Origin of the sequence: Streptococcus sp. 27098_8_134, assembly GCF_041431675.1 — a bacterium.
Classification (GTDB): domain Bacteria; phylum Bacillota; class Bacilli; order Lactobacillales; family Streptococcaceae; genus Streptococcus; species Streptococcus sanguinis_R.
Genome location: NZ_JAPVYD010000004.1, coordinates 48,156 through 70,807, shown reverse-complemented (window position 1 = coordinate 70,807; position 22,652 = coordinate 48,156). Strand labels below are relative to the sequence as shown.

Genomic DNA, 22,652 nt, shown 5'->3' with positions numbered 1-22,652 from the left:
CTTTCTATTTTCAAAATTTTTATTTATTATATCACAAATTAAGCAAAAAAGTTAGGGATTTCCTAACTTTTTAATGATTTTTATTAGATAATGATAGAAAATAGATTATTTATCCAAATAAGGCTGTAAATCTTTCAAGGCACGTTCAGCAATCTTCTCATAGCGCTCCTTCTTATCACGAATCCGAGGGCCGTCCAGCTCTTTGATAATGCCAAAATTGACATTCATGGGTTGGAAATGCTTGCTGTCTGCATGGGTAACATAATGTGCCAGGCTGCCGATAGCTGTTGTTTCTGGAAAAACAAGTGCTTCTTCTCCCTTGAAGAGTCGAGCGGCATTGATACCAGCAACTAGGCCAGAAGCTGCTGACTCGACATAGCCTTCAACTCCTGTCATTTGACCTGCAAAGAAAAGATTTGGCTGTTTCTTAGAGCGGAAAGTCTGTTCCAGCAGATTTGGAGAGTCCATATAGGAGTTTCGATGCATGACTCCATAGCGGACAAATTCTGCATTCTCCAGACCAGGAATCATCTGAAAGACCCGCTTTTGCTCTCCCCATTTGAGATGAGTCTGGAAGCCGACAATGTTGTAAAGACTACCTGCCGCATTGTCCTGACGAAGCTGCACCACAGCGTATGGCGTCTTAAAATCTCCATCGCGAGGCCCTTGGTAGTCATCTGGATATTCTAAACCTACCGGCTTCATCGGCCCATAAAGCATGGTTTTAATGCCTCGCTTAGCCATAACTTCAATAGGCATGCAGCCTTCAAAGTATTTTTCTTTTTCAAAGGAATTGAGAGGTGCTTCTTCAGCGTTGACCAAAGCATCATGGAAATCCATAAATTCTTGCTTGGTCATGGGAGCATTAAGGTAAGCTGCTTCCCCCTTATCATAGCGGGATTTGAGATAGACCTTGGTCATATCAATGGTATCGACATCAATGATTGGCGCTGCTGCGTCGTAGAAATAAAAACCGTCTCCTCCATTGAGCGCGTGAATTTTTTCTGCTAAAGCATCACTGGTCAAGGGTCCCGTAGCAATGACTGTGATGGCATCCTCTGGAATTTCTTTGATTTCTTCGCGAATGACCTCAATCAATGGATGGTTAGTCACTAGCTCCGTCACCAGCTGCGAAAAGCCTTCTCTATCAACCGCTAGAGCACCACCTGCTGGCACCCGAGTTGCCTCTGCTGACTTTAAGATAACTGAGTCCAACCGCCGCATTTCTTCCTTGAGCAGACCGACTGCATTGGTCAGCGCATCTCCTCGCAGAGAGTTTGAACAGACCAGTTCTGCAAAGTCTGCAGTCTTGTGTTGAGGCGTTGACTTAACACCCCGCATTTCATAGAGTTTGACTGGGATTCCACGCTTGGCAATCTGGTAAGCTGCTTCACTGCCAGCCAGACCAGCACCGATAACATTGATATAGGATGATGACATGATACTCTCCCTTGGATATTTCTAGATTTTCACTCTGACCATTATAACAAAAAGATAGTAAAAAAGACAGACAGGAGAATTCCCGTCTGTCTTTCGAAAATCATTGTTTATTGAAGCTGAATGACTTATAAGCATACAGATGCTTATTGTCTTCGTAACTTATACCAAAGCCTACTTCTGTATTCCTAGGTAGTTTATCGATTTGAAGTATTTGAACAAGTAAGTATTCAAAATCAGAGTCTATCCAATTGTCAATATCTTCATTAGCTAATTGTAGGTTTTGTTTTCGTACTTGTTCTATATCAACGCTTATATGAATACTAAAAGTCGAATGATTGTCAGCAACTCTTTTTAAGAGTATATCGCGATTACGAACAATCACATCTTCAACTAGATTTTTTTCCCTACTTAGGTCTAAGTCCTTGATTAACGGAGTTAGTTCTTTGACATCCCTCTTCAAAATTGCTTCCCTTTTCTCTTGCTCTTCAAGATGAGTTTCTGGGTTGCCACTATATTCTTCTTTTGGCACCAAAGAATATCCCGAGTCAAAGGAGTGCAATTCAATTGAGTTTTTTAAATAAAGCTGTCTAATCATATCTTCGCTCAAAAATGTAGAAGCCAAGCTATCACTTTGAAGCAACTTATTGTAAGCTTCTTCAAGTCTATCATAATTGTCATCGCCAGAAACATACTCCATTTCTAAACGATAGACTTTTTTCTTGGCCAAACCAAAGAAAATTTTCTTCTCAACTTCTTTAAGCCTCGAGTTGTATCTGAGGACTGGAGTTTTCTGAACATAATCTTTTTCAAAATCCACATAGACATCAACAAATTTTTTGTTTCCTTCAATGTAAAACGGAAATCCCTGATAGCCAAAAGTATCAGCAGTCGAGTATCCTTCTGCTTCAAGTCCTGCAGCTTCTATTACGGAACTAATATTTGATATAGCCGTACTACTTAAATCATGATCTACACTGTTGTTGCATGCTGACAAAATAAATAATGCGAGAATAGAAAACAGCACACTAATTATTTTCTTAATCACTTTGCTTTTAACATCTCCTCCAAGTAAGCAATCTTAGCAAAATCCTTATGATTGTTATTATCATTTCGGTAAGAATCTTGGGAAGAGGCGCGGTAGATAGCTAAAAATTGCTCTGCAGTTGGCAGTAGAAACTCAACACCTTCAACTTCTTTTCGAGTCAACTTCTCTAGCGGCACACCTGAAAAAGCCTCCAAGGTTTCCATGGCCCCAAACTCAATAGATAGATCTTCTTTTTGAAATTCATGCTCGTGCAGATCGACTAAGCGATAGCCCAAGCTCTCCATCATAGGTTCAATCTTGTCCATATCATAAATGCGCTCTTCATCTGGTGCTTCCCAGCCACGCTCATCACCGTGAACATGAATATCAATATCCCGCGCCTGCCAGTCCTGACCAGTAACTTGCTCCAGACCTAGAGAACCCATCAGAATTGGAATAATTCCCATCTTATTCAGTTGAGAAGCGATTTTTAGAAATTCTGCAAATTTATCTGTCATAAAGCTGCACCTCTTCTTCAGAAAATGTTTTACATAATATAAATTATGTAAAAGGAGCTATTTCACTTTTTCTTCTTCGTAATCGCCATTGCTGCAGACCACTTGCTTGCCACCGCCGCGAACTTTCTTTTCGATCAGATAATGGTCACATTTTGGACAGTTCCGACCAACTGGCTTGTCCCAAGATGTGAAATCACAGTCTGGATAACGATCACAGCCATAGAAAATGCGATTTCGTTTAGTCTTACGCTCGATAACTTGACCTTTCTGACACTGCGGACAGGTCACGCCGATTTCCTTGACAATAGCCTGAGTGTGACGACAGTCTGGGAAGTTACTGCAGGCGTAGAACTTGCCAAATCTCCCCAACTTGATGACCATGGGACTGCCACAGACCTCACAATCAAAACCAGCTGGCTCATCCTTGATTTGGATTTTCTCCATTTCAGTCTCGGCTTTAGCGACTTCCTTTTCAAAAGGTCGATAAAACTCGTCAATAACTTTCTGCCACTGCTCTTTCCCAACTTCTACATCATCCAGTTTTGCTTCCATTTCGGCTGTAAATTTCACATTTACGATGCCTGGGAAGAATTCTACAATCAATGAATTAACAATCTCACCTAGTTCCGTTGGCTCAAAACGCTTGGAAACCAGCTTAACGTAATATCGTTTCTGAATAGTTTCAATGGTCGGTGCATAGGTAGACGGACGACCAACACCATTTTCTTCTAAAGTCTTGATAAGAGTCGCTTCAGAATAACGAGCAGGTGGCTGGGTAAAGTGCTGTTCTGGATTGGTATTGACACGTTTGACGGTATCGCCCTTTTCCATATCAGGCAGCATTTTATTCTTGTCAGAGTCGTTGTAAATAGCCAGATAGCCATCAAACTTGACCTGACTGCCGTTGGCAGCAAATTGGACACCATTTTGCCCCAGCTTAACATTCATAGTATCAAAGACTGCTGCTGTCATTTGGCTGGCTACAAAACGGTTCCAAATCAGCGTATAGAGCTTAAGTTGATCCTTATCCAGATACTTTGCGATACTTTCCGGTGTATTGAAAACGCTGGAAGGACGAATGGCCTCGTGGGCATCTTGAGCGCCAGAAGCGTTCTTAGCCTTGCTGCCATGTTTGGAATATTTGGCGCCAAATTTATCCGTGATAAAGCTTGCTGCTTCATTCTGCGCTACTGGACTGATACGAGTCGAGTCGGTACGCATATACGTAATCAGACCTTGTACGCCAGAACCGATATTAATCCCCTCATAGAGCTGCTGAGCCACCATCATGGTCTTGCGAGTACGAAAATTAATCTTATTAGCTGCATCTTGCTGCATAGAGGAAGTCGTGTAGGGCAGCGGAGCATTGCGTCGACGCTCTTTCTTTTCGACACTGTCGACTGTAAAGTCATCACCCTTGAGGTAAGACAGGACTTCTTTGACCTCGTCGTTGTTGGTCAGCTTCATCTTTTTACCATTCATGCCGTAAAAGCTGGCCTGGAACTGACGGGTTCCTTTCTTGAAGGTTCCGTCAATTGTCCAATATTCTTCTGGTTTGAAGGCGTTGATTTCATTTTCCCGGTCGATAATCAGCTTGAGCGCGACAGACTGCACCCGACCAGCTGATAAGCCCTTTTTGACTTTCTTCCAAAGAATAGGAGAAATGGAATAACCAACCAAGCGGTCCAAAACTCGACGAGCCTGCTGGGCATCGACCAGATCCATATCAATCTGGCGGGGCTCTTTAAATGCATTCTTGACTGCATCTTTGGTGATTTCATTAAAGACGACGCGGTTTTTTTCTTTCTCATCCAGATTCAGAATGTGAGCCAGATGCCAAGAAATAGCTTCTCCTTCGCGGTCCGGGTCACTTGCCAGAAAAACTTGCTTAGCTTTCTTGGCTTCTTTTTTCAAGTCATTAATCAACGGACCTTTACCACGAATATTGATGTATTGTGGCTCATAGTTGTTCTCAAAATCAATGGACATAGTAGACTTTTTCAGATCACGAATATGCCCGACACTGGCCAGAACCTTGTAGTTTCGTCCCAGATATTTTTCTATTGTTTTTGCCTTAGCAGGCGACTCTACGATGACAAGATTTTTCTTGGTCGTAGACTTCTTCTTTGTTTTTGTAACCAATTTAGACACCTTCTATAAGAAATAAATCTCATAGAGTTTAAACTATTTTTTGATAGATGTCAACTGCTAACTTTTCTTATAGGAAAACTTGTTTTAAAAATCAAATTCAGAAAGAACGTCAGAGCCTGATGTGATGCACTTTGCGCCCTCTTGAATCAAATGATGGCAGCCGTCAGATTTTCCATCTAAAATTGACCCCGGAATAGCAAAGACATCCCGCCCTTCTTCCATTGCTCGCTCACAGGTAATCAGACTGCCTGAGCGCATCTTGGCTTCTGCTACAATGACGCCTCGACAGAGACCAGCTATGATCCGATTCCGCTCTGGAAAATGAAATTTCAAGGGCTGTTCACCTGGACCATACTCTGTCAGCAATAAATGGTTTTTGCCAATGTAAGCTTGTAGTTTTTTGTTGGCCTTGGGATAAAAGACATCTAATCCTGTTCCGATGACAGCAATGGTCTGCCCCCCGTTTTGCAGGGCAGCCATATGAGCCGCTGTATCTATTCCACGAGCGAGGCCGCTGACGATAACCAATTCATTATTTAGCTCCTTGACAATCTTTTGTACGGAGGCATTTCCTTGCTTGCTGCTGTCTCGACTGCCAACGACCGCAGCCTTGGGCAATTCTAGTAGATTTAGATTTCCCTGATAAAATAACAAGGTCGGTGCATCGTAAATCTCGCATAAATCCCAAGGGTAAATATCATCTAAGATAGAAAAGGACGGGAAAAGTTCAAACTCTTCCTTCAAAGCTGGTAAATCAAGCCTCTTGTATTTCTCTATAAAGAGAGCAGGATTACGGCACTCAGATACGACAGCCTTATCTCGGAGAGAAAGCTTGCCATCTCTACTCTCAGCGTATCTCAAAACATTTAAAACCTGATGATTGGTCAAGCCAGCTTTTTTCATTTTATAAATCTCAAAATTATTCATTTTTTCACCTCACTTTCTTATTCGTAAAAAAATTCAAAAAAAGAACTGCGATACAGTTCCTTCTTTACGATTTTATTGAATTTGATGTTGTCAATAGCTGGTTTTCTTGACTATTGCCTTTAACCCATCTTTTATTCTTTATGAACAGGGATTTCCTTAATAATTCGTGCTGGATTACCAGCCAAGACTACATTGTCACCAAAAGACTTGGTCACAACCGCTCCGGCACCAACCACGACATTATCCCCTAGTGTCACGCCTGGCAGAATCGTCACACCTCCGCCAGCCCAGAAATTATCACCAATAGTGATTGGTGCTCCGTACTCAATACCGGAATTTCTTTCCACTGGATCAAGCGGATGAAGAGGTGTCAGAAACTGGCAATTAGGACCTAGCATAGCATTGTCTCCGATGCGAATCGGGCAAACGTCCAGCATAGTCAGGTTCCAGTTAGAAAAAAAATTTTCTCCTAAATGAATGTTAATTCCGTAGTCGCAAACCAAATCTGGCTTCATAGCAAGATTCTCCCCTGTGCTGCCAAACCATTCTTTGATAATAGCACTTCTCTTGTCGCTGTCTTGCTCTTGGTTAAAACGATATTGAAATTCTTTGGATCGGGCTCTAATTTTTCTTAAATCTTCGTCTTGTGGTCGGTAAATCTCTCCAGCAATCATTTTTTCGTATTCGCTTCGCATAGCATCCTCCTTTTCATGCGTGACAAATGAATAGTCAGGTAAAGTTGTTCATCCTCTGATGTTTGGTAATTTCTGGTTTGCTTTAAAAATTCAGCAATCTTCCTAGTTGTCTCATAAGCCAAGGGTACTTACATTTAAGTAAGTTAAACATCTTATTGTCCTCCAAGTCACGGTGTCCATTATCAGTCAGAACTCTCTCACAGAAAAATTTTAGATGGGTCATAAAGCGCTCTAGGTAGATATCTTCTTCATCTAAAGAAATTTCCAAACTGTACTTGACAATGGTCATGATTTCCTCCATCATCATAGTCAAATCACGCGCAGTTCCATCGCCATTTTCCAACTCTGCATTGACCAAGGTCAGCGCCATAAATGCTGCTTCATCATCTGGAAGTTCCTTACTGACATAAGCGCTCAAAAGCTGTTTTGCATACTGACCAACCTCAAACTCGATAGGAAAAAAGCGTTTAATATCCCACATGAGGAAATTCTTGAGATAAATATCATCTTCCAAGCGCAGCAAGACTCCGTGGATATGATCTGCCATCGTCAGAAAAGCAGTGTCTTTGAGCTTCTTCTGCAGTTTCTCCCTTGCGAAAGAAATAATCTTATCCGACATTTCCATGACCTCTGCTGGCAACTCCATCAGAAGCTGGCGTCTATTTTCTGACAAGACATACTTTTTCTCAATCAGCTCATCTGGAATCTCCTGGCCAACTTTTCTACCAAAGGCTAGTCCTCGCCCCATGAGAATAACTTCTTCTTGGTTTTCTTCAGAAATCACCACATCATTGTTTAAGATTTTACTGATAAGCATCCCTCACCTCTTCGTGCCTATTCACACATGGATTTTACGGGTTCAAATGTCTTGCGATGAATAGGGGTTACGCCGTGTCGCTCCAAGCCCTGCAAATGGCTCTTAGTGCCATAACCCGCATTTTGCGCAAAATCATAGCCAGGAAATTCCTTGTCATAGTCTGTCATCAGCTTATCCCGAGTGACCTTAGCAACAATACTGGCCGCTGCGATAGACAGAGAATTAGCATCACCTTTGATGATGGACTCTTGCGGAATATCAACATCCAGTTTCATGGCATCAATCAGCAGATAATCTGACTTGAGACGAAGCTTAGACAAAGCCTCTTTCATAGCCAGCTTAGTCGCTTCGTAGATATTGACTTGATCAATAATCTCGCTGTTCATCAGGCCAATACCGACTGCCAAGGCTTTATCCATGACTGCTTGATAGATATCTTGATGCTTTTTCTTGGGTATCTTCTTGCTGTCGTTAAGGCCATTAATCTTACATCCTGGAGGTAAGATAACTGCTGCAGCGACAACTGGTCCAGCTAGAGGACCGCGGCCGACTTCATCAATCCCAGCAATCGTCTGATAGCCGGCTTGATAAAGTTCTTTTTCATACCGTAGCATCTGCTCCAGACGCAAATCCTCGTCCAACTCCGCCTGAATGGCTCTTTTACGCTTTTCAATCGCCTTTTGAACTCCGCTGCGCAAATCATTCGCCGCTTCTGCCAGAAAAGGATCAGCCAAATCAGTCACTAACTCTAAACGTTGCTGGATTTCTTTAATCGTTGCCATCTAGTTCACCAACCATATCCAGACAATAACGGCCTAACTTGCCATCGCGAACATCTTTGACGAAAAGGCTGTAAAAACGATCGTAGTCATCGCGGAAGCCGAGTTTTTGGGTCATATCCATAATCATGTCAGGCGCTTCCTGGCTTAGATCCAGCTGCTTGAAGCGTGCTGTCAGCTCCTCAGGATAATGCTCCTTAAAATAATTAAGGCCGAAAATCGTCACCTCATCCATAGGCAGCAGATTATCCTTAATAGCACCAGTCAGGGCAAGCTTGAGAGCAACCATCTCATCTTCAAACTTAGGCCAGAGAATCCCTGGTGTATCCAAGATTTCCAAGTCTTTATTTGACTTGAGCCATTGCTGCCCCTTGGTCACACCTGGCTTATTCCCTACAACGGCAATTTTCTTACCAGCCAATCGATTCATGAGGGTTGATTTGCCAGCATTGGGAATACCGATTATCATGGTACGCAGGGTTTCGATGCGAATTCCTCTTTCTTTCTGACGCGCCAATTTATCAGCCATAAGCTTCTTAGCTGCGTCTGTAACTTTTTTAACAGCAGATTGCTCTTTGGAATTAATAGATAAAGTCGGAATCCCCTGACTTTCAAAATAACTCTGCCATTCCTTAATACGAACTGGGTCAGCTAAATCAGCCTTGTTTAAAATCAAAAGCTTGGGCTTATCCCCCACAATCTTAGTCAGCATAGGATTTTGACTGGATAAAGGAAGTCTCGCATCAACCAATATCGTCACAAAATCAACAAACTTAATGTTTTCCTGTACCTGTCTCCGTGCCTTGGACATATGCCCCGGAAACCATTGAATCGTTGCCATAATTTATCCTTTCAACGAATATCATTGATAAAATTTTATTTCTTTAACTATTTTAACATATTTCTGGGATTTAAGCGGATGAATCCTAAAGTGATACTCTCTACCTCAAGAGCAAAAAAAAGCCCTAACGGGCTTTCTGATTTTATCTCACTTGCTCAAAATGCAGATGCACAGCTATATGATCTCCATAGCCGTTTCGCTCTAAATCGCGCTGCAAGCGATAAGAAATATAATGCTCTGCAATAGTAATATAACCTGCACCCAAGAGGCGGCTTTCAACCATGGACTGAATCATGCTGATTGTCGCACGTTCAACCTTAGCTTCTTCCAAATCCAGAACCACTTTCTTTGTAACCTGCGCTAAATTCTGACGCAAATCATCTGTCAACACATAGACAGTCTGAGCTGCCTTTAAAACTGCTTGATAAATTTTATCTGGGTCAAATTCTACAACCTCACCACTCCGTTTAATAACTTGCATAAAAAACTCCTTTTATATTATATATTTCTAATCTAATGTAAGTCTCTAACATGACTGCTGCCAGTCCAGTTGTCTATAGTCTGCTCAAAAAGAAATCACAAAGTCAGACCATACCTTAACATTATATAATTTTTTCCAATATTTTTCAAAGGATGCTTCCATTTTTTTATCCTTAAAAGACCATATAAAAAAGGACCGCTCTGGACAATCCTTTTCCAATGTTCTTCATACAACTATCAGATTCCGAATTCACTTTTCAGTTTAAGTCAATACGACTAACTTAGCAAGCCAAACATTATGTATCAGATTTCTCTAATGTTATGTCCTGTCTTTTATAACGATAGTGCATTTTCCAGTGATTTTCAGACACTTCTTCTAAACTCAATGTTTTGTTAATAGCCTTAAAGGACAATTTTTCTTCTTCAACTCTCTTTAATAGCTCAACTAATAACTCTCCCCCAGCATTCAGAGAAATTAAACTATCATCCTCACTATCATATTGAAGTAAAATTTTCTTTGTTGGTTTGTGAATGATGTTATAGAGATTGAAAGCTTTATCAATTTCAAAATTTTTCTCTTTGTCAGCTACCATTGATAAACTATGCAGCTCCAACTGACCGATTTTAAAAGCTCCAAAAAGACTGAAAACTATCCCTAACGCAGCAAGTGTTTCCCAGATGAAAGAGAAAAGTTTCAAATCCCAATCCGTTATCAGTATAAGAAGTAAATAAATAATTCCTAAAACAGATCCAAGTAAAATCAATCCTGAACCATAGCAACCTGCCTTATCACCAGTTCGGATAACTGGCTTATCATAAACTTTTTTGCCCTCAAGTTTTTCCAGTCTATGCTTATCCTTATACTCCTCAATTCGTTCACTATGTTTTTCTGTCACAATTTTCAATTCTTTCTTTATTATTTTTATCTATGTCAATCCTAAAACTGCTGCTATCAATCAATAATCCGGTCTCAGGACACCTTTAACCGTCTCTTTGGTCGCTTGATAGTCACCATCAACCACGACCTTAATAATACGTTTGGCATCTTCTTCAGGTGCAGGCACAAGTGGTAAGCGGGTTGGGCCGGCTGCAAAACCTAAGTAATTAAGGACTGCCTTGACAGGGGCAGGGCTTGGGTAAGAGAAAAGGGCATTGACTTTAGGAATGAATTTCCGTTGGATAGCTGCTGCTTTTTTGATATCATTGTGTTCAATAGCATCCAGCATTTCAAACATTTCATCACCATTTGTGTGAGAAGCAACTGAAATAACTCCATCAGCTCCCAGATTCATAGCATGAAAGGCATCGCCATCCTCACCAGTATAAATCAGAAACTCCTCTGGACGATGCTCAATCAGATAGGCCATATTCGCCAGACTGGTACATTCTTTAACACCGATAATATTTGGATGTTCAGCCAACCTCAGCATAGTCTCAGGTGTCATCTCAACAACAACCCGGCCAGGTATATTGTAGATAATGATAGGCAGGTTTGAAGCATCCGCAATGGCTTTAAAGTGCTGATACATCCCTTCCTGAGAAGGTTTATTGTAATAGGGAACAATTGCCAGACCAGCTGCAAAGCCACCAAATTCATTTACTTCTTTGACGAATTCGATAGAATCGCGCGTTTCGTTGGTACCGACACCCGCAATCAAAGGAACACGCCCCTTGACAACCTTTTGAACTGCCGCAAACAGCTCCAACTCTTCATCGTGAGTCAGGGTTGGACTTTCAGCAGTCGTTCCAGCCAGCAAAATCCCATCTGTATGGTGGGCCAAAAGGTGCTCAATCAAGTCTGGAATAGCTTCAAAATTGATGGAGCCATCTTCATGAAAAGGAGTAATAAAAGCTGTGATGATTTTACAGTTTTTCAAATCCGCATACGCCATAAACTTACCTCTCTTTGTACGAAAAGAGGGTTGAAAGAACGATTATTCAACCCTGTGCTGTCAAGTTTCCTTGGTCACTTTATTTTAATTCAAAAACCACTTCTGCTGTCGGACGAACTAAACCACGCTCATGCAGTGTCTCTGCGATTTGAACAGAATTCCAAGCCGCTCCTTTAAGAAGATTGTCTGAAACGACCCACATGTGGATTCCTTTTTCCGCATCAAGATCCTTGCGAATCCGACCAACAAAGGTTTCTTTCTTACCAACTGCATTGATTGCTTGCGGATAAACCTGATGAGCTACATCATCCTCCAGAACAGCACCAGGAAAGGCTGAAATTGCTGCTTTTACCTGATCAATAGGTGCAACTTCCTTAGTCTCGATGTAGACAGACTCTGAGTGAGCAGACAAAATAGGAAGACGGACACATGTCGCAGAAACAGCAATAGAATCATCTTCCATAATTTTCTTAGTTTCCTTGGTCATCTTCATCTCTTCATAAGTGTAGTCGTTATCTGTAAAGACATCAATCTGAGGTAAGGCATTAAAAGCAATAGGATAATGTTTTTTATCACCGCCACATGGGAGGATATTGGCTTCCGTGTCCTTAGGATTTACACCATCATTGAGAACAGAGCGCAATTGAGCTTGGGTTTCAAGAATGGCTCCCATACCTGCACCAGAAACAGCTTGATAGGTAGACACAATGATGCGCTCCAGCCCCCATTGCTGACGAACAGGCTCTAAAGCCACCATCATCTGAATTGTCGAGCAGTTAGGGCAAGCGATAATTCCCTTGTGCTGATCTAAGGCATGGGCGTTGACTTCTGGAACAACCAAAGGAACATCAGGATTTTGACGGAAATAAGAGGTGTTATCGACCACTACTGCTCCAGCTTTGACTGCGTAAGGAGCGAATTTTGCTGAAGTAGAACCGCCAGCTGAGAAGAGAGCAATATCTACACCTTCAAAAGCCGTCTCAGTCGTCTCTTCGATAGTAATATCTTGTCCCTTGAATTGGAGAACTTTACCAGCTGAACGAGCAGACGCCAGATAGCGTATTTTATCAATTGGAAGGCTAGATTCTTCCAGCATTTTAATCATTTGAGATCCAACGGCACCAGTGGCACCTACTACAGCAACTGTATATCCCATGCGATAACCTCTCTGAATTTTCAAAAAATTTTGTATTGTTAGTATTATACTATTTTTAGGAAAAAATGCAAATATTTCTGAAGAATATAAGTGCGATATTTTGATAAACCACACCAACTCTCATGCCTCTCTATGAGAGATTTCAAGGTTTACAGATTTTGTGCTCACGAACAAAACTGCATTCATTGCTCTACAGCTCAACTTCTTCCTGTGGGCTCGTTTCGTCAAGAGCAATAGCACTCACGACTTCGACCGTCTCAGTATCAATGTCTCTAAGCTCGGCTTCAACTAACCTTCTTTCCTCTCTAAGAGAAGTTTCAAGGTTTACAGATTTTGTTCTCACGAACAAAACTGCATCCATTGCTCTACGACTCAACTGCCTTCTGCGAAGTTGTTTCATCAAGAGCAATAGCACTTCTCAACGCCTATCGTATCAGCATCAATGTCTCTAAGTTCGGCTACGACTAACCGTCTTGCCACTCTAAGAGACATAGAAAAATCCCCAATCCGTAGATTGGGGATAAGGGCACTTTCGTGTGATCAGCAGGTTCACACAACTGATCAAGGTCCGCTCCTGCGTTTATGACCTCCCATGCTTCAATTTGCAGAAAATCTGCATATCGACTCATCGCACGAAATATAGTTTACCTTATCTTTTTCCGTTTTGTCAAGGTATTTAATCTAAAATATAAACAAAAACTTGTCTATCCTTCCACTCCTGACCTTCTTTTTGGAATTGTTTCCGTACTCCTTCAAGATAGAAATCAGATTGCTCTAGTAATTTTTGCGAAGGGATATTCTGTAGATCAACATGTGCTTCTAAACGATGAAATCCTAGTTCGCGACTGACTTTCTTGAGTTCTTCTAGCATAGCTCTGGCGTAGCCCTGACGCCAAAATTGATTATGTATCGTATAACCTATTTCCGCCCATTGAAAGTCATCTCTAGCTAGCACAAATAAATTAACCATACCAACATGTTTTCCGCTTTTTGCGTCATAAATTCCCCAAATATACTGCTGGTCTTTCTCTCGGAAATCGCGGTGCTTAGCCACCAAGTCCGCAAACCAACTTTCTGTACAAATTGTCATATCTAAAAGCCCATCATCAAATGGTGATTGAGAAGGAAGTCTATCGGAAAATCCTTCCATCCAAACTAAGTAATCCTCCTCTTCCAGATATTTTAAATAAATATGTTTCATAAATACTTACTTCCCTCTCGAATACTAAGGGCAACCATTTCTGCTTGATACCGTTCTATAAAATCTCTGACCCAGTCTGGATTGGTTTTGGAATAATCTCTCAGCGCCCAGCCGATGGCCTTGTTAATAAAGAATTCTGTTTGGCCTAGATTATTGACTAAAATGTTCTCTAGCAACTCTATGTCTGTTTCCTCTTTTCGAAGAAGCTGATGATCAATAGCCAAGCGCCGCAGCCAAATATCCTCATCACGACTCCAAGCTAAAATAATCTCTTTGGTTTCTGGAAATCGGGCAATGATTGATCCAACCAAGCGGTCCAAAAAGTCTATGGTATCCCACCAAGATTTTGTTTGGGCTAGCTTTTTCAAACGTGGCAAGTCAGATGGAGTCAATAGTTTCTTGCGATTTTCCAGATAATCTAGCACGGTGTACTGTAATTCTCGATAGGGATTATTCCAAGCTTCATTTATAAAATCCCAGTCAATGACAGAGTCAGTCTGATGTTTGAAAAAAGCCTTTGCGAGCTTCCGTCTGGCCGGAGTCTTGACTCCTAGAAACTCAAATTTATTTTTCATATAGGCTTTCATAGCTCTCGCATCGTCAGGGTTAGCTACTGCTTTCAGATTTTCAAGTAATTCTTCTACATCCATAACTTACTCCAGCAATTCACGGTCATAAATAGTGTAGTCGCAGCGGTAAATCACGAGACGTTTGCCGTCAATCAGCAACTCCGAAGTTTTAGGAGCATCAGATTTATCAAGAGAGACACGATCGCCAGCATATGCTGCCAGCGGAGTGCCGTTTTGAGAGCGAATCAGAATGACCTTTTTCTTTCCAGTAAAGTCATTTTTAAAGGCTGAAATCATGCGATTTAGAACAGGGACAGAATGGCTGTTCTCTTCAACATCTGCAGTCTTTTGATATTGAGCAAAGACATCTTTCAAGCCTTTTTCTTCTGCAATCAAGGAAGAGCCTACATGGTCAATCTCATACTTACCCAAGGTAATTTTGAGCACAGAAGAATCTTCTTTAGAATTTCCTTCTTCATCAACTGAATCAAACTCCTCATTACGCGAGATGGATAGGGACTTGCCCGACATTTGGTCGATGAGCTGGGAATTTTCATCATAGGTGCGAACCGTCATCTCTAAACCAAGCCATTCCTCCTTGGCATTTTTAAACCAATTTTCAACGGCCTGACAGCCGCTCAAAGTCAAAAGGGTAATGCTTAGAAGAGTTATTAATAAATGTTTCTTTTTCATCATTTCCACTCCATTTCTTTTAAAAGTTTGATGGATCCAGCATGCTTTTCTAAGGACTTTTGCAGCCAAACAATATCATGCCAACGTTCGAATTTATAGCCAATTTTAGGGAAATGTGCTACCTGCTGGTAGCCTCTTTTTAGATGCAAAGCTAGGCTAGCTTCGTTTGGCAGAGAAATACAGGCTAGAAAATGCATATATCCCATCTGATCTAACAGGTCTTCAAGTTCATCATAAAGCTTGCTGCCGACTCCTTTTCCTCGAGCATCTAGACTGACATAGACGGATAATTCCACCGCCCAATCATAGGCGGCACGCGCATAATAAGTCGAAGCATAGGCATAACCTAAAATTAAACCATCTTCTTCCGCTACCAGATAAGGATATTTTTCCAACGTTTTTTCAATCCTATTTCCAAAATCCTCAATGGTCGGTACTTCATATTCAAAAGTGATGGCTGTATTTTCTACATAAGGCGCATAAATAGCAAGCAAGCTCGCAGCGTCTGATGGATTTGCTAATCTAATATTCATGTTGACTCCATATTCCATTCTCATTATTTTCACTATTATACCAAAAAAAGACTCCTAAAGAGCCTTTTAAACCAAGATCAAAATAGACCAATAGCTGTGCCGTCTGCTGCAACATCCATATTAAGTGCCGCAGGACGTTTTGGCAATCCTGGCATGGTCATGACATCTCCTGTCAAAGCCACGATAAAGCCTGCTCCAAGTTTTGGTACCAATTCACGAATGGTGATAGTTTTATCTATCAGACTTTTACATTGGCACAATATCAAGTAGCGGAGTAATATTCCACACATAAAAATAGTTATCCTTATCCTTTATCCATTCATTAAAGTAATTTGGAAAATTCTTTTTAAACTTATTCACCAATTCATCAATCGTTTTAATACCTAATTGTTCACAATAATTGACAATTTTAGAAATTCTATCATCTTTAAATTTTCCACCAGGATACCTAATTTCTATATTATATTCATTATAATATTCTTCAAGAAAATTGATATAAGATTCACTTTCTAATAAGGCTGAAATACTTATAGAATCAATTTGTATACTTTTAGAATTCTCTTTGAATCCTTCTTCAACTTTATTAATATATTCCTTTTCATATCGTTTAATTTCCATGAATTCATCGTCAGCTAACTCAATTAAACCAGCTAATCTTGAAAACCTTCTTCTAATTTTTTCAGGAACATCCTGATCAGATTTATATCCAAAGTCATGTTCTATCTCCGCCCAAGCATGCTGCAAAATAGTCCTTATCTGAACTTCAAATTTTAATTCTTTATAATTAATATTTTCAGTTAATTCTGCTCTATTTCCTCCTAATTTTAATATATAGTGTAAAGATACATAGCCAAATTTAGTAGGATCTTGGGTTTTTCGTTTATCAATAGAATTTTCCTTATCTAAATCAAATTCCTCTTCAAGTAATGAAGCAATTTTATCTACATCGTCCGAAAAATATGTGATAATTCTAATTCCGCAAATATCAGTTATATCTGACAAACTAGAATATTTATAGTCTTTAGTTTCAATTTTTTTGCTTAAACTTTCTTTATCTTTAATCCTTCCTTTAATTTCATGGATTTGTATTTTTTCATTTTCCATAAGACTTTTAATTGTAGCTTCGATATATTCTAAAAGCCTCTCGTAATTATTTTTAGTTGAATCAAATTGTGACAATATTTCTTTCAAATTTTTTTCCATAATTTTATACCTCTCAATATATAATCAAAATAATCCTAGAACGGTTCCGTCGCTTTCAACATCCATATTAAGTGCTGCAGGACGTTTTGGCAATCCTGGCATGGTCATGACATCTCCTGTCAAAGCCACGATAAAGCCTGCCCCAAGTTTTGGTACCAATTCACGAATGGTAATTTCGAAATTTTCTGGCGCGCCCAGAGCAGCAGGATTGTCTGAGAAGCTATACTGTGTTTTAGCCATACAGATTGGCAGCTTGTCCCAGCCGTTTTTGACAATTTCGCGAATCTGAGTCTGAGCTTTTTTCTCAAAGTTCACTTTTGAACCACGATAGATTTCTCTGACAATTTTCTCTATTTTTTCTTCAATCGAAAGATTATTATCATAGAGACGAGTGTAATGAGCAGGTTCTTCATTAATGGTTTTAACTACAGTCTCAGCCAGAGATACACCACCTTCGGCACCATCAGCCCAGACGCTAGCTAACTCAACTGGAACCTTAATTTCTGCACAAAGTTCCTTAAGCGCAGTAATTTCATCAGCCGTGTCAGAGACAAATTCATTGATAGCTACTACAACTGGAATACCGAACTTACGGATATTTTCAACGTGCCGCTTGAGATTAGCAAAACCAGCTCGAATCGCCTCAACATTCTCTTCTGTAAGTGCATCCTTAGCTACTCCACCATTCATCTTGAGGGCGCGCAAGGTTGCAACAATCACTACTGCATCTGGAGAAGTTGGTAAGTTTGGTGTTTTAATATCCAAGAATTTCTCAGCACCAAGATCTGCACCAAATCCTGCCTCCGTCACAGTATAATCAGCCAAGCGCAACGCTGTGCTAGTCGCCAAAACAGAGTTACAGCCGTGGGCGATATTGGCAAAAGGACCGCCATGAACAAAGGCTGGTGTTCCGTAAATAGTCTGTACCAGATTTGGCTTAATCGCATCTTTCAAGACCAAAGCCAAGGCTCCTTCGACTTCAAGGTCACGAACATAGACTGGCGAGCGGTCAAAACGATAGCCAATAACAATATTAGCCAAGCGATTTTTCAAATCTTCAATATCCGTAGCTAAGCAAAGAATCGCCATAATTTCAGATGCAACAGTAATGTCAAAACCATCTTCACGCGGAATACCATTGACAGGACTTCCTAAGCCAACGGTCACATGGCGAAGAGCTCGGTCATTTAGGTCAACCACCCGCTTCCAGATAATACGACGCTGATCGATTCCCAGTGCATTTCCCTGATGAAGATGATTATCGATGAGAGCAGATAGAGCATTATTAGCAGTCGTAATGGCGTGCATGTCACCAGTAAAATGCAAGTTAATGTCTTCCATCGGTAGAACCTGCGCGTGACCACCGCCAGCTGCTCCTCCCTTGATGCCCATCACAGGCCCCAGAGATGGTTCCCGAATGGCAATCATAGTTTTCTCGCCAATTTTATTGAGCGCATCAGCTAGTCCAATGGTAATGGTAGATTTACCTTCTCCAGCAGGTGTAGGATTAATCGCCGTTACCAAAATCAGTTTGCCAACAGGATTTTTTTCAACCTCACGAATTTTATCAAAGCTGAGCTTAGCCTTATACTTACCATATAATTCCAAGTCGTCATAGTTGATGCCAACTTTTTTCACTACATCAACAATAGGCTGCAATTCAACACTTTGAGCAATTTCAATATCTGTTTTCATCAAGAACTCCTCTGTCAATTAATATAAAGATTATAACAAAAAAGAGCAAAATCTACATGATTAAGCTCTAAAAAGATTTTAATGTTCGGAAAAAAGGAAAGTTAAGAAAATTATATTCTCTAAAATATAAGATTTCAGAGAATTATTTTCCGCTGTGACACTCTGCAATTAGAATTATTTTACTAAATTTCTTTTTTCTTGTAAAATAGTGCTATGAACATATTGATTACTTCTGGCGGGACAAGCGAGAAAATCGACCGTGTCCGCTCTATTACCAATCATTCGACAGGCCAGCTTGGGAAAATCATAGCTGAAACTTTCCTAGACAAGGGCGATCAGGTGACTCTGGTGACGACTCCCAATGCTGTCCGCCCTGCAGCTCACCCCAATCTTACCATTGTCCAGATCGAAAATGTTGCAGAACTGCATAAAAGCTTGGAGCCACTCGTTCACACACATGATGTACTGATTCATGCAATGGCGGTCTCTGATTATACTCCCGTCTACATGACTGGTTTGGAAACTGTAGCTGCTAGCTCTGATATGGCTGAATTTCTGGATAAGACTAACTCAGAAAGCAAGATTTCTTCTCAGGATGATGTTCAAGTTCTTTTTCTCAAAAAGACACCTAAAATCATCAGCCTGGTAAAAAAATGGAATCCAGACATTCGCTTGATCGGCTTCAAACTCTTGGTTGATGTTTCTGATGAAGAGTTACTCAAGACTGCACGAGCCAGTCTCGTAAAAAATCAGGCAGAAATCATTGTCGCCAATGATTTGACAGAGATTTCTAATCAAGAGCACAAAGCCTATCTTGTCGGAAATGATACTGTAACCCAAGCCCAATCCAAAGAAGAAATTGCTCAGCTCCTCTACCTGCATATCCATAGTCCATAAGGAGGTAAATGATGACACAGATTACCTTAGCCGTCAGCGGCAGCATATCAGCTTACAAGGCTGCTGACATCACCAGTCGTCTAAAGAAAGAGAACTTTAAAGTTGCTGTCCTCATGACAGCGGCAGCGACAGAATTTATCACACCGCTGACCCTGCAAGTCTTGTCGCAAAGACCAGTTGCAATTGATATTATGCAAGAACCTGACCCTAGCAAGGTCAATCACATTGACATCGCTAAAGAGTCTGACCTCTTTTTGCTAGCGCCAGCTACAGCCAATACCATCGCTAAATTAGCCAACGGCTTAGCTGATAATATGGTAACAGCTACTGCCCTGGCTCTGCCGCCTCATACCAAGAAAGTTCTAGCTCCAGCTATGAACACTAAGATGTTTGAAAATCCACTAACCCAGCACAATTTGGAGCGTCTGCAGCGTTTTGGATGGAAGATTATCCAGCCGCGCGAAGCTGTTCTAGCATGTGGCGATCAGGGGACAGGTGCTCTAGCTGAGATTGATACAATTATTGATACAGTAAAGGAACTTATTTATGAAAAAACAATCTAAAATTGCTCAAATTGCTATTTTCTTTGCCATTATGTTGGTACTGCACCTGCTCAGCTCAGTCATTTTCAACTTGCTTCCAGTACCGATTAAACCTACGATTATTCACATTCCAGTGATTATCGCCAGTATCCTCTATGGCCCTAAAGTCGGAGCTGTTCTAGGTGGTCTTATGGGATGTATCAGCGTTGTCACCAATACCTTGGTGCTGCTGCCAACCAGTTATCTCTTTAGCCCTTTTGTGCCAAATGGAAGTCTTTCTTCGCTTCTTGTTGCCATGGTGCCTCGCATTCTCATCGGTATCACTCCTTATTTCGTATATAAAGCTATGAAAAATAAGGCTGGCTTGATTGTAGCAGGTTCCGTTGGTTCTGCCACCAATACCATCTTCGTCTTGGGCGGTATCTTCTTTCTCTTTGCAAATGTATATCAAGGAGATATCAAAGCACTTCTGGCTGTTATTCTATCAGCAAATTCCATTGCCGAGTTAATCATTTCTGCGATTTTGACAGCAACTATCATTCCTGCGCTTGAAAAATCAAAAAAATGATGATGACTTAGTTTTCTGGACCAAGCCTTGCTTTGGTCTTTTTTTATGCTGCAATTCAGCTCTAATATTCTGAAATCCTTGAAACGATAGCTTGAAAAGTATTTCATCGTTTTCTAGGTAACCTCTTTCAAAATTAATGAAAATATGCTACAATGTAAGCGATTAAGAAAATTTAAGAGCAGGATTTTTTACTAAAATTTCCAACTCTTCATTTCAAAAATAAAGGAGACTCCACCTATGACTTATCAAGATAACTTCAAAAAATGGCTTGATTATGCTGAACTTCCTGACTATCTTCGCCAAGACTTGAACAGTATGGACGAAAAAACTAAGGAAGATGCCTTTTACACCAATCTTGAGTTTGGTACTGCTGGTATGCGTGGTTTGATTGGCGCTGGTACCAACCGTATTAATATTTATGTTGTCCGTCAGGCAACCGAAGGTTTGGCTCGCTTGATTGAAGAAAAAGGTGATGAGTTCAAAAAACGCGGTGTTGCGATTGCTTACGACTCCCGTCATTTCTCACCAGAATTTGCCTTTGAATCTGCTGCTGTTTTAGCTAAGCACGGCATCAAGTCCTATGTCTTTGAAAGTCTGCGCCCAACTCCAGAACTTTCATTTGCAGTGCGTCATCTGGGAACTTTTGCTGGTATCATGATTACAGCCAGCCACAACCCTGCTCCATTTAATGGCTACAAGGTATATGGTGAAGACGGTGGACAAATGCCTCCGCATGATGCAGATGCATTGACAGACTACATCCGTGCGATTGAAAATCCTTTTTCTATTGAGGTCGCTGATGTTGAAGTTGAAAAAGCTTCAGGTTTGATCGAAGTGATTGGCGATGCTATTGATGCTGAATACCTCAAGGAAGTTAAAGATGTCAATATCAACCAAAAACTGATTGATGAATACGGCAAGGACATGAAGATTGTCTATACTCCGTTGCACGGTACTGGTGAAATGTTGGCTCGTCGCGCTTTGGCTCAAGCAGGATTTGATTCTGTTGAAGTTGTTGAAGCTCAAGCTGTAGCTGATCCTGACTTCTCTACCGTTAAGTCTCCAAACCCTGAAAGCCAAGCAGCCTTTGCCTTGGCTGAAGAATTAGGCCGTAAAGTTGGTGCAGATGTCTTAGTTGCAACTGACCCAGATGCTGACCGTGTCGGTGTAGAAGTTCTGCAAAAAGACGGAAGCTACCTCAATCTTTCAGGTAACCAAATCGGGGCTATCATGGCTAAGTACATCTTAGAAGCTCATAAGAGTGCTGGCACTCTGCCAGCTAACGCAGCTCTCTGCAAGTCTATCGTTTCTACTGACTTGGTGACTAAGATTGCTGAAAGTTATGGCGCAACCATGTTCAATGTCTTGACTGGTTTCAAATTTATCGCTGAAAAGATTCAAGAATTCGAAGAAAAACACAACCACACCTACATGATGGGATTTGAAGAAAGCTTCGGCTATCTGATTAAACCATTTGTACGTGATAAAGACGCTATCCAAGCTGTTTTGGTTGTAGCTGAGCTTGCTGCCTACTACCGCTCACGTGGCTTGACTCTGGCTGACGGTATTGAAGAAATCTACAAAGAGTATGGTTACTTTGCTGAAAAGACTATCTCTGTGACCTTGTCTGGTGTTGATGGAGCTGAGCAAATCAAGGCTATCATGGCTAAGTTCCGTGACAATGGTCCAAAAGATTTCAACGCTACTGCTATTTCTGTTACTGAAGACTTTAAGGCTCAGACTTCTACCGCCGCAGACGGTACTGTTACAGCTCTGACAACTCCTCCAAGCGATGTGCTGAAATACACTTTGGATGATGGTTCATGGATTGCTGTTCGCCCATCTGGAACAGAACCAAAAATCAAGTTCTACATTGCCGTTGTCGGTGATAGCAATGAGGATGCTCAAGCAAAAATTGCTGCTATTGAAGCAGAGATTAATGCCTTTATCAAGTAAAATGACACTATCAACCAATCAACCAGAGGATGAATTTCACATTCTCTGGTTTTTCGTTTCCAAATCAAGCATTTT

22 protein-coding genes and 2 pseudogenes are annotated in these 22,652 nt (G+C 40.9%); 4 read left to right on the top strand and 20 right to left on the bottom strand.

Annotated features, from left to right (window positions below):
• Positions 1-105: 105 nt before the first annotated feature.
• The 20 genes and pseudogenes from trmFO to O3620_RS09615 form a co-directional block, all read right to left on the bottom strand.
• Entirely contained in the window at positions 106-1,440 is a 1,335-nt protein-coding gene (gene trmFO, locus O3620_RS09710) for a methylenetetrahydrofolate--tRNA-(uracil(54)-C(5))-methyltransferase (FADH(2)-oxidizing) TrmFO (protein WP_002919007.1), read from the bottom strand.
• 100 nt (positions 1,441-1,540) lie between these two features.
• Positions 1,541-2,485, bottom strand: coding sequence for a hypothetical protein (locus tag O3620_RS09705; protein WP_002919006.1), 945 nt, complete (start codon positions 2,483-2,485; stop codon positions 1,541-1,543).
• Positions 2,482-2,982 (bottom strand): hypothetical protein, encoded by a 501-nt coding sequence (locus O3620_RS09700; RefSeq protein WP_002904498.1) that lies wholly within the window; start codon positions 2,980-2,982, stop codon positions 2,482-2,484. Before O3620_RS09700 ends, O3620_RS09705 begins: the two co-directional genes overlap by 4 nt.
• Before the next feature lie 57 nt (positions 2,983-3,039).
• Positions 3,040-5,133, bottom strand: coding sequence for a type I DNA topoisomerase (gene topA / locus O3620_RS09695; protein ID WP_002919005.1), 2,094 nt, complete (start codon positions 5,131-5,133; stop codon positions 3,040-3,042).
• 84 nt (positions 5,134-5,217) lie between these two features.
• Positions 5,218-6,060 carry a DNA-processing protein DprA gene (dprA, locus tag O3620_RS09690; RefSeq protein WP_002919004.1) on the bottom strand — a complete coding sequence of 281 codons (843 nt, stop codon included), beginning with the start codon at positions 6,058-6,060 and terminating at the stop codon, positions 5,218-5,220.
• Positions 6,061-6,191: 131 nt separating this feature from the next.
• Positions 6,192-6,755: a sugar O-acetyltransferase gene (locus O3620_RS09685; RefSeq protein ID WP_002919003.1), complete on the bottom strand. Its 564-nt coding sequence runs from the start codon at positions 6,753-6,755 to the stop codon at positions 6,192-6,194.
• A pseudogene (locus O3620_RS09680) lies at positions 6,731-7,572 on the bottom strand (PRD domain-containing protein). Before O3620_RS09680 ends, O3620_RS09685 begins: the two are co-directional and overlap by 25 nt.
• 17 nt (positions 7,573-7,589) lie before the next feature.
• Positions 7,590-8,354, bottom strand: a complete 765-nt coding sequence (locus O3620_RS09675) for a ribonuclease HII (RefSeq protein WP_002919001.1) — start codon at positions 8,352-8,354, stop codon at positions 7,590-7,592.
• The gene (ylqF, locus tag O3620_RS09670; RefSeq protein ID WP_002919000.1) at positions 8,341-9,192 is read right to left on the bottom strand and encodes a ribosome biogenesis GTPase YlqF; all 852 of its coding nucleotides are present in this window, start codon (positions 9,190-9,192) and stop codon (positions 8,341-8,343) included. The genes O3620_RS09675 and ylqF overlap by 14 nt, the downstream gene beginning before the upstream one ends.
• Before the next feature lie 142 nt (positions 9,193-9,334).
• Positions 9,335-9,673 carry an ATP cone domain-containing protein gene (locus tag O3620_RS09665; protein WP_002895476.1) on the bottom strand — a complete coding sequence of 113 codons (339 nt, stop codon included), beginning with the start codon at positions 9,671-9,673 and terminating at the stop codon, positions 9,335-9,337.
• A 295-nt stretch (positions 9,674-9,968) separates the two neighbouring features.
• The gene (locus O3620_RS09660) at positions 9,969-10,568 is read right to left on the bottom strand and encodes a hypothetical protein (protein ID WP_002900332.1); all 600 of its coding nucleotides are present in this window, start codon (positions 10,566-10,568) and stop codon (positions 9,969-9,971) included.
• Positions 10,569-10,628: 60 nt separating this feature from the next.
• The gene (gene dapA / locus O3620_RS09655; RefSeq protein WP_002900331.1) at positions 10,629-11,564 is read right to left on the bottom strand and encodes a 4-hydroxy-tetrahydrodipicolinate synthase; all 936 of its coding nucleotides are present in this window, start codon (positions 11,562-11,564) and stop codon (positions 10,629-10,631) included.
• Positions 11,565-11,643: 79 nt separating this feature from the next.
• Positions 11,644-12,720, bottom strand: coding sequence for an aspartate-semialdehyde dehydrogenase (locus tag O3620_RS09650; RefSeq protein WP_032910421.1), 1,077 nt, complete (start codon positions 12,718-12,720; stop codon positions 11,644-11,646).
• A 676-nt stretch (positions 12,721-13,396) separates the two neighbouring features.
• Entirely contained in the window at positions 13,397-13,921 is a 525-nt protein-coding gene (locus O3620_RS09645; RefSeq protein ID WP_002918994.1) for a GNAT family N-acetyltransferase, read from the bottom strand.
• Positions 13,918-14,571, bottom strand: a complete 654-nt coding sequence (locus O3620_RS09640) for a DNA alkylation repair protein (protein ID WP_002918992.1) — start codon at positions 14,569-14,571, stop codon at positions 13,918-13,920. Before O3620_RS09640 ends, O3620_RS09645 begins: the two co-directional genes overlap by 4 nt.
• A gap of 3 nt (positions 14,572-14,574) precedes the next feature.
• On the bottom strand, positions 14,575-15,186 hold the full coding sequence (locus tag O3620_RS09635; RefSeq protein WP_002918990.1) for a DUF5052 family protein: 612 nt from the start codon (positions 15,184-15,186) through the stop codon (positions 14,575-14,577).
• On the bottom strand, positions 15,183-15,716 hold the full coding sequence (locus O3620_RS09630) for a GNAT family N-acetyltransferase (RefSeq protein WP_235787776.1): 534 nt from the start codon (positions 15,714-15,716) through the stop codon (positions 15,183-15,185). The genes O3620_RS09635 and O3620_RS09630 overlap by 4 nt, the downstream gene beginning before the upstream one ends.
• Positions 15,717-15,793: 77 nt before the next feature.
• A pseudogene (locus tag O3620_RS09625) lies at positions 15,794-15,943 on the bottom strand (formate--tetrahydrofolate ligase); the annotation flags it as partial.
• Positions 15,944-15,962: 19 nt separating this feature from the next.
• Positions 15,963-16,919 carry a GTP pyrophosphokinase family protein gene (locus O3620_RS09620; RefSeq protein ID WP_125378444.1) on the bottom strand — a complete coding sequence of 319 codons (957 nt, stop codon included), beginning with the start codon at positions 16,917-16,919 and terminating at the stop codon, positions 15,963-15,965.
• 24 nt (positions 16,920-16,943) lie between these two features.
• Positions 16,944-18,614: a formate--tetrahydrofolate ligase gene (locus O3620_RS09615; protein WP_002918983.1), complete on the bottom strand. Its 1,671-nt coding sequence runs from the start codon at positions 18,612-18,614 to the stop codon at positions 16,944-16,946.
• A gap of 213 nt (positions 18,615-18,827) precedes the next feature.
• Here O3620_RS09615 and O3620_RS09610 point away from each other — a divergent pair, with 213 nt between their 5' ends.
• The 4 genes from O3620_RS09610 to O3620_RS09595 all read left to right on the top strand — a co-directional run bounded on the left by O3620_RS09610 (position 18,828) and on the right by O3620_RS09595 (position 22,577).
• A complete protein-coding gene (locus tag O3620_RS09610; protein ID WP_002918982.1) occupies positions 18,828-19,511 on the top strand; it encodes a phosphopantothenate--cysteine ligase in 684 nt (227 codons plus the stop codon).
• Positions 19,512-19,522: 11 nt separating this feature from the next.
• Complete coding sequence (coaC, locus tag O3620_RS09605; protein ID WP_023916247.1) at positions 19,523-20,074, top strand: phosphopantothenoylcysteine decarboxylase; 552 nt, start codon at positions 19,523-19,525, stop codon at positions 20,072-20,074.
• Positions 20,058-20,621: an ECF transporter S component gene (locus O3620_RS09600; protein WP_002918980.1), complete on the top strand. Its 564-nt coding sequence runs from the start codon at positions 20,058-20,060 to the stop codon at positions 20,619-20,621. Before coaC ends, O3620_RS09600 begins: the two co-directional genes overlap by 17 nt.
• Positions 20,622-20,858: 237 nt before the next feature.
• Complete coding sequence (locus O3620_RS09595; RefSeq protein ID WP_371601686.1) at positions 20,859-22,577, top strand: phospho-sugar mutase; 1,719 nt, start codon at positions 20,859-20,861, stop codon at positions 22,575-22,577.
• The last annotated feature ends 75 nt before the right edge of the window (positions 22,578-22,652 follow it).

Coding starts and splice junctions, on each gene's coding strand:
- trmFO (WP_002919007.1), bottom strand. CDS start 1,440: ATGTCATCATCCTATATCAATGTTATCGGTGCTGGTCTGGCTGGCAGT.
- O3620_RS09700 (WP_002904498.1), bottom strand. CDS start 2,982: ATGACAGATAAATTTGCAGAATTTCTAAAAATCGCTTCTCAACTGAAT.
- dprA (WP_002919004.1), bottom strand. CDS start 6,060: ATGAATAATTTTGAGATTTATAAAATGAAAAAAGCTGGCTTGACCAAT.
- O3620_RS09685 (WP_002919003.1), bottom strand. CDS start 6,755: ATGCGAAGCGAATACGAAAAAATGATTGCTGGAGAGATTTACCGACCA.
- O3620_RS09675 (WP_002919001.1), bottom strand. CDS start 8,354: ATGGCAACGATTAAAGAAATCCAGCAACGTTTAGAGTTAGTGACTGAT.
- ylqF (WP_002919000.1), bottom strand. CDS start 9,192: ATGGCAACGATTCAATGGTTTCCGGGGCATATGTCCAAGGCACGGAGA.
- O3620_RS09665 (WP_002895476.1), bottom strand. CDS start 9,673: ATGCAAGTTATTAAACGGAGTGGTGAGGTTGTAGAATTTGACCCAGAT.
- dapA (WP_002900331.1), bottom strand. CDS start 11,564: ATGGCGTATGCGGATTTGAAAAACTGTAAAATCATCACAGCTTTTATT.
- O3620_RS09650 (WP_032910421.1), bottom strand. CDS start 12,720: ATGGGATATACAGTTGCTGTAGTAGGTGCCACTGGTGCCGTTGGATCT.
- O3620_RS09645 (WP_002918994.1), bottom strand. CDS start 13,921: ATGAAACATATTTATTTAAAATATCTGGAAGAGGAGGATTACTTAGTT.
- O3620_RS09640 (WP_002918992.1), bottom strand. CDS start 14,571: ATGGATGTAGAAGAATTACTTGAAAATCTGAAAGCAGTAGCTAACCCT.
- O3620_RS09635 (WP_002918990.1), bottom strand. CDS start 15,186: ATGATGAAAAAGAAACATTTATTAATAACTCTTCTAAGCATTACCCTT.
- O3620_RS09630 (WP_235787776.1), bottom strand. CDS start 15,716: ATGAATATTAGATTAGCAAATCCATCAGACGCTGCGAGCTTGCTTGCT.
- O3620_RS09620 (WP_125378444.1), bottom strand. CDS start 16,919: ATGGAAAAAAATTTGAAAGAAATATTGTCACAATTTGATTCAACTAAA.
- O3620_RS09615 (WP_002918983.1), bottom strand. CDS start 18,614: ATGAAAACAGATATTGAAATTGCTCAAAGTGTTGAATTGCAGCCTATT.
- O3620_RS09610 (WP_002918982.1), top strand. CDS start 18,828: ATGAACATATTGATTACTTCTGGCGGGACAAGCGAGAAAATCGACCGT.
- coaC (WP_023916247.1), top strand. CDS start 19,523: ATGACACAGATTACCTTAGCCGTCAGCGGCAGCATATCAGCTTACAAG.
- O3620_RS09600 (WP_002918980.1), top strand. CDS start 20,058: ATGAAAAAACAATCTAAAATTGCTCAAATTGCTATTTTCTTTGCCATT.
- O3620_RS09595 (WP_371601686.1), top strand. CDS start 20,859: ATGACTTATCAAGATAACTTCAAAAAATGGCTTGATTATGCTGAACTT.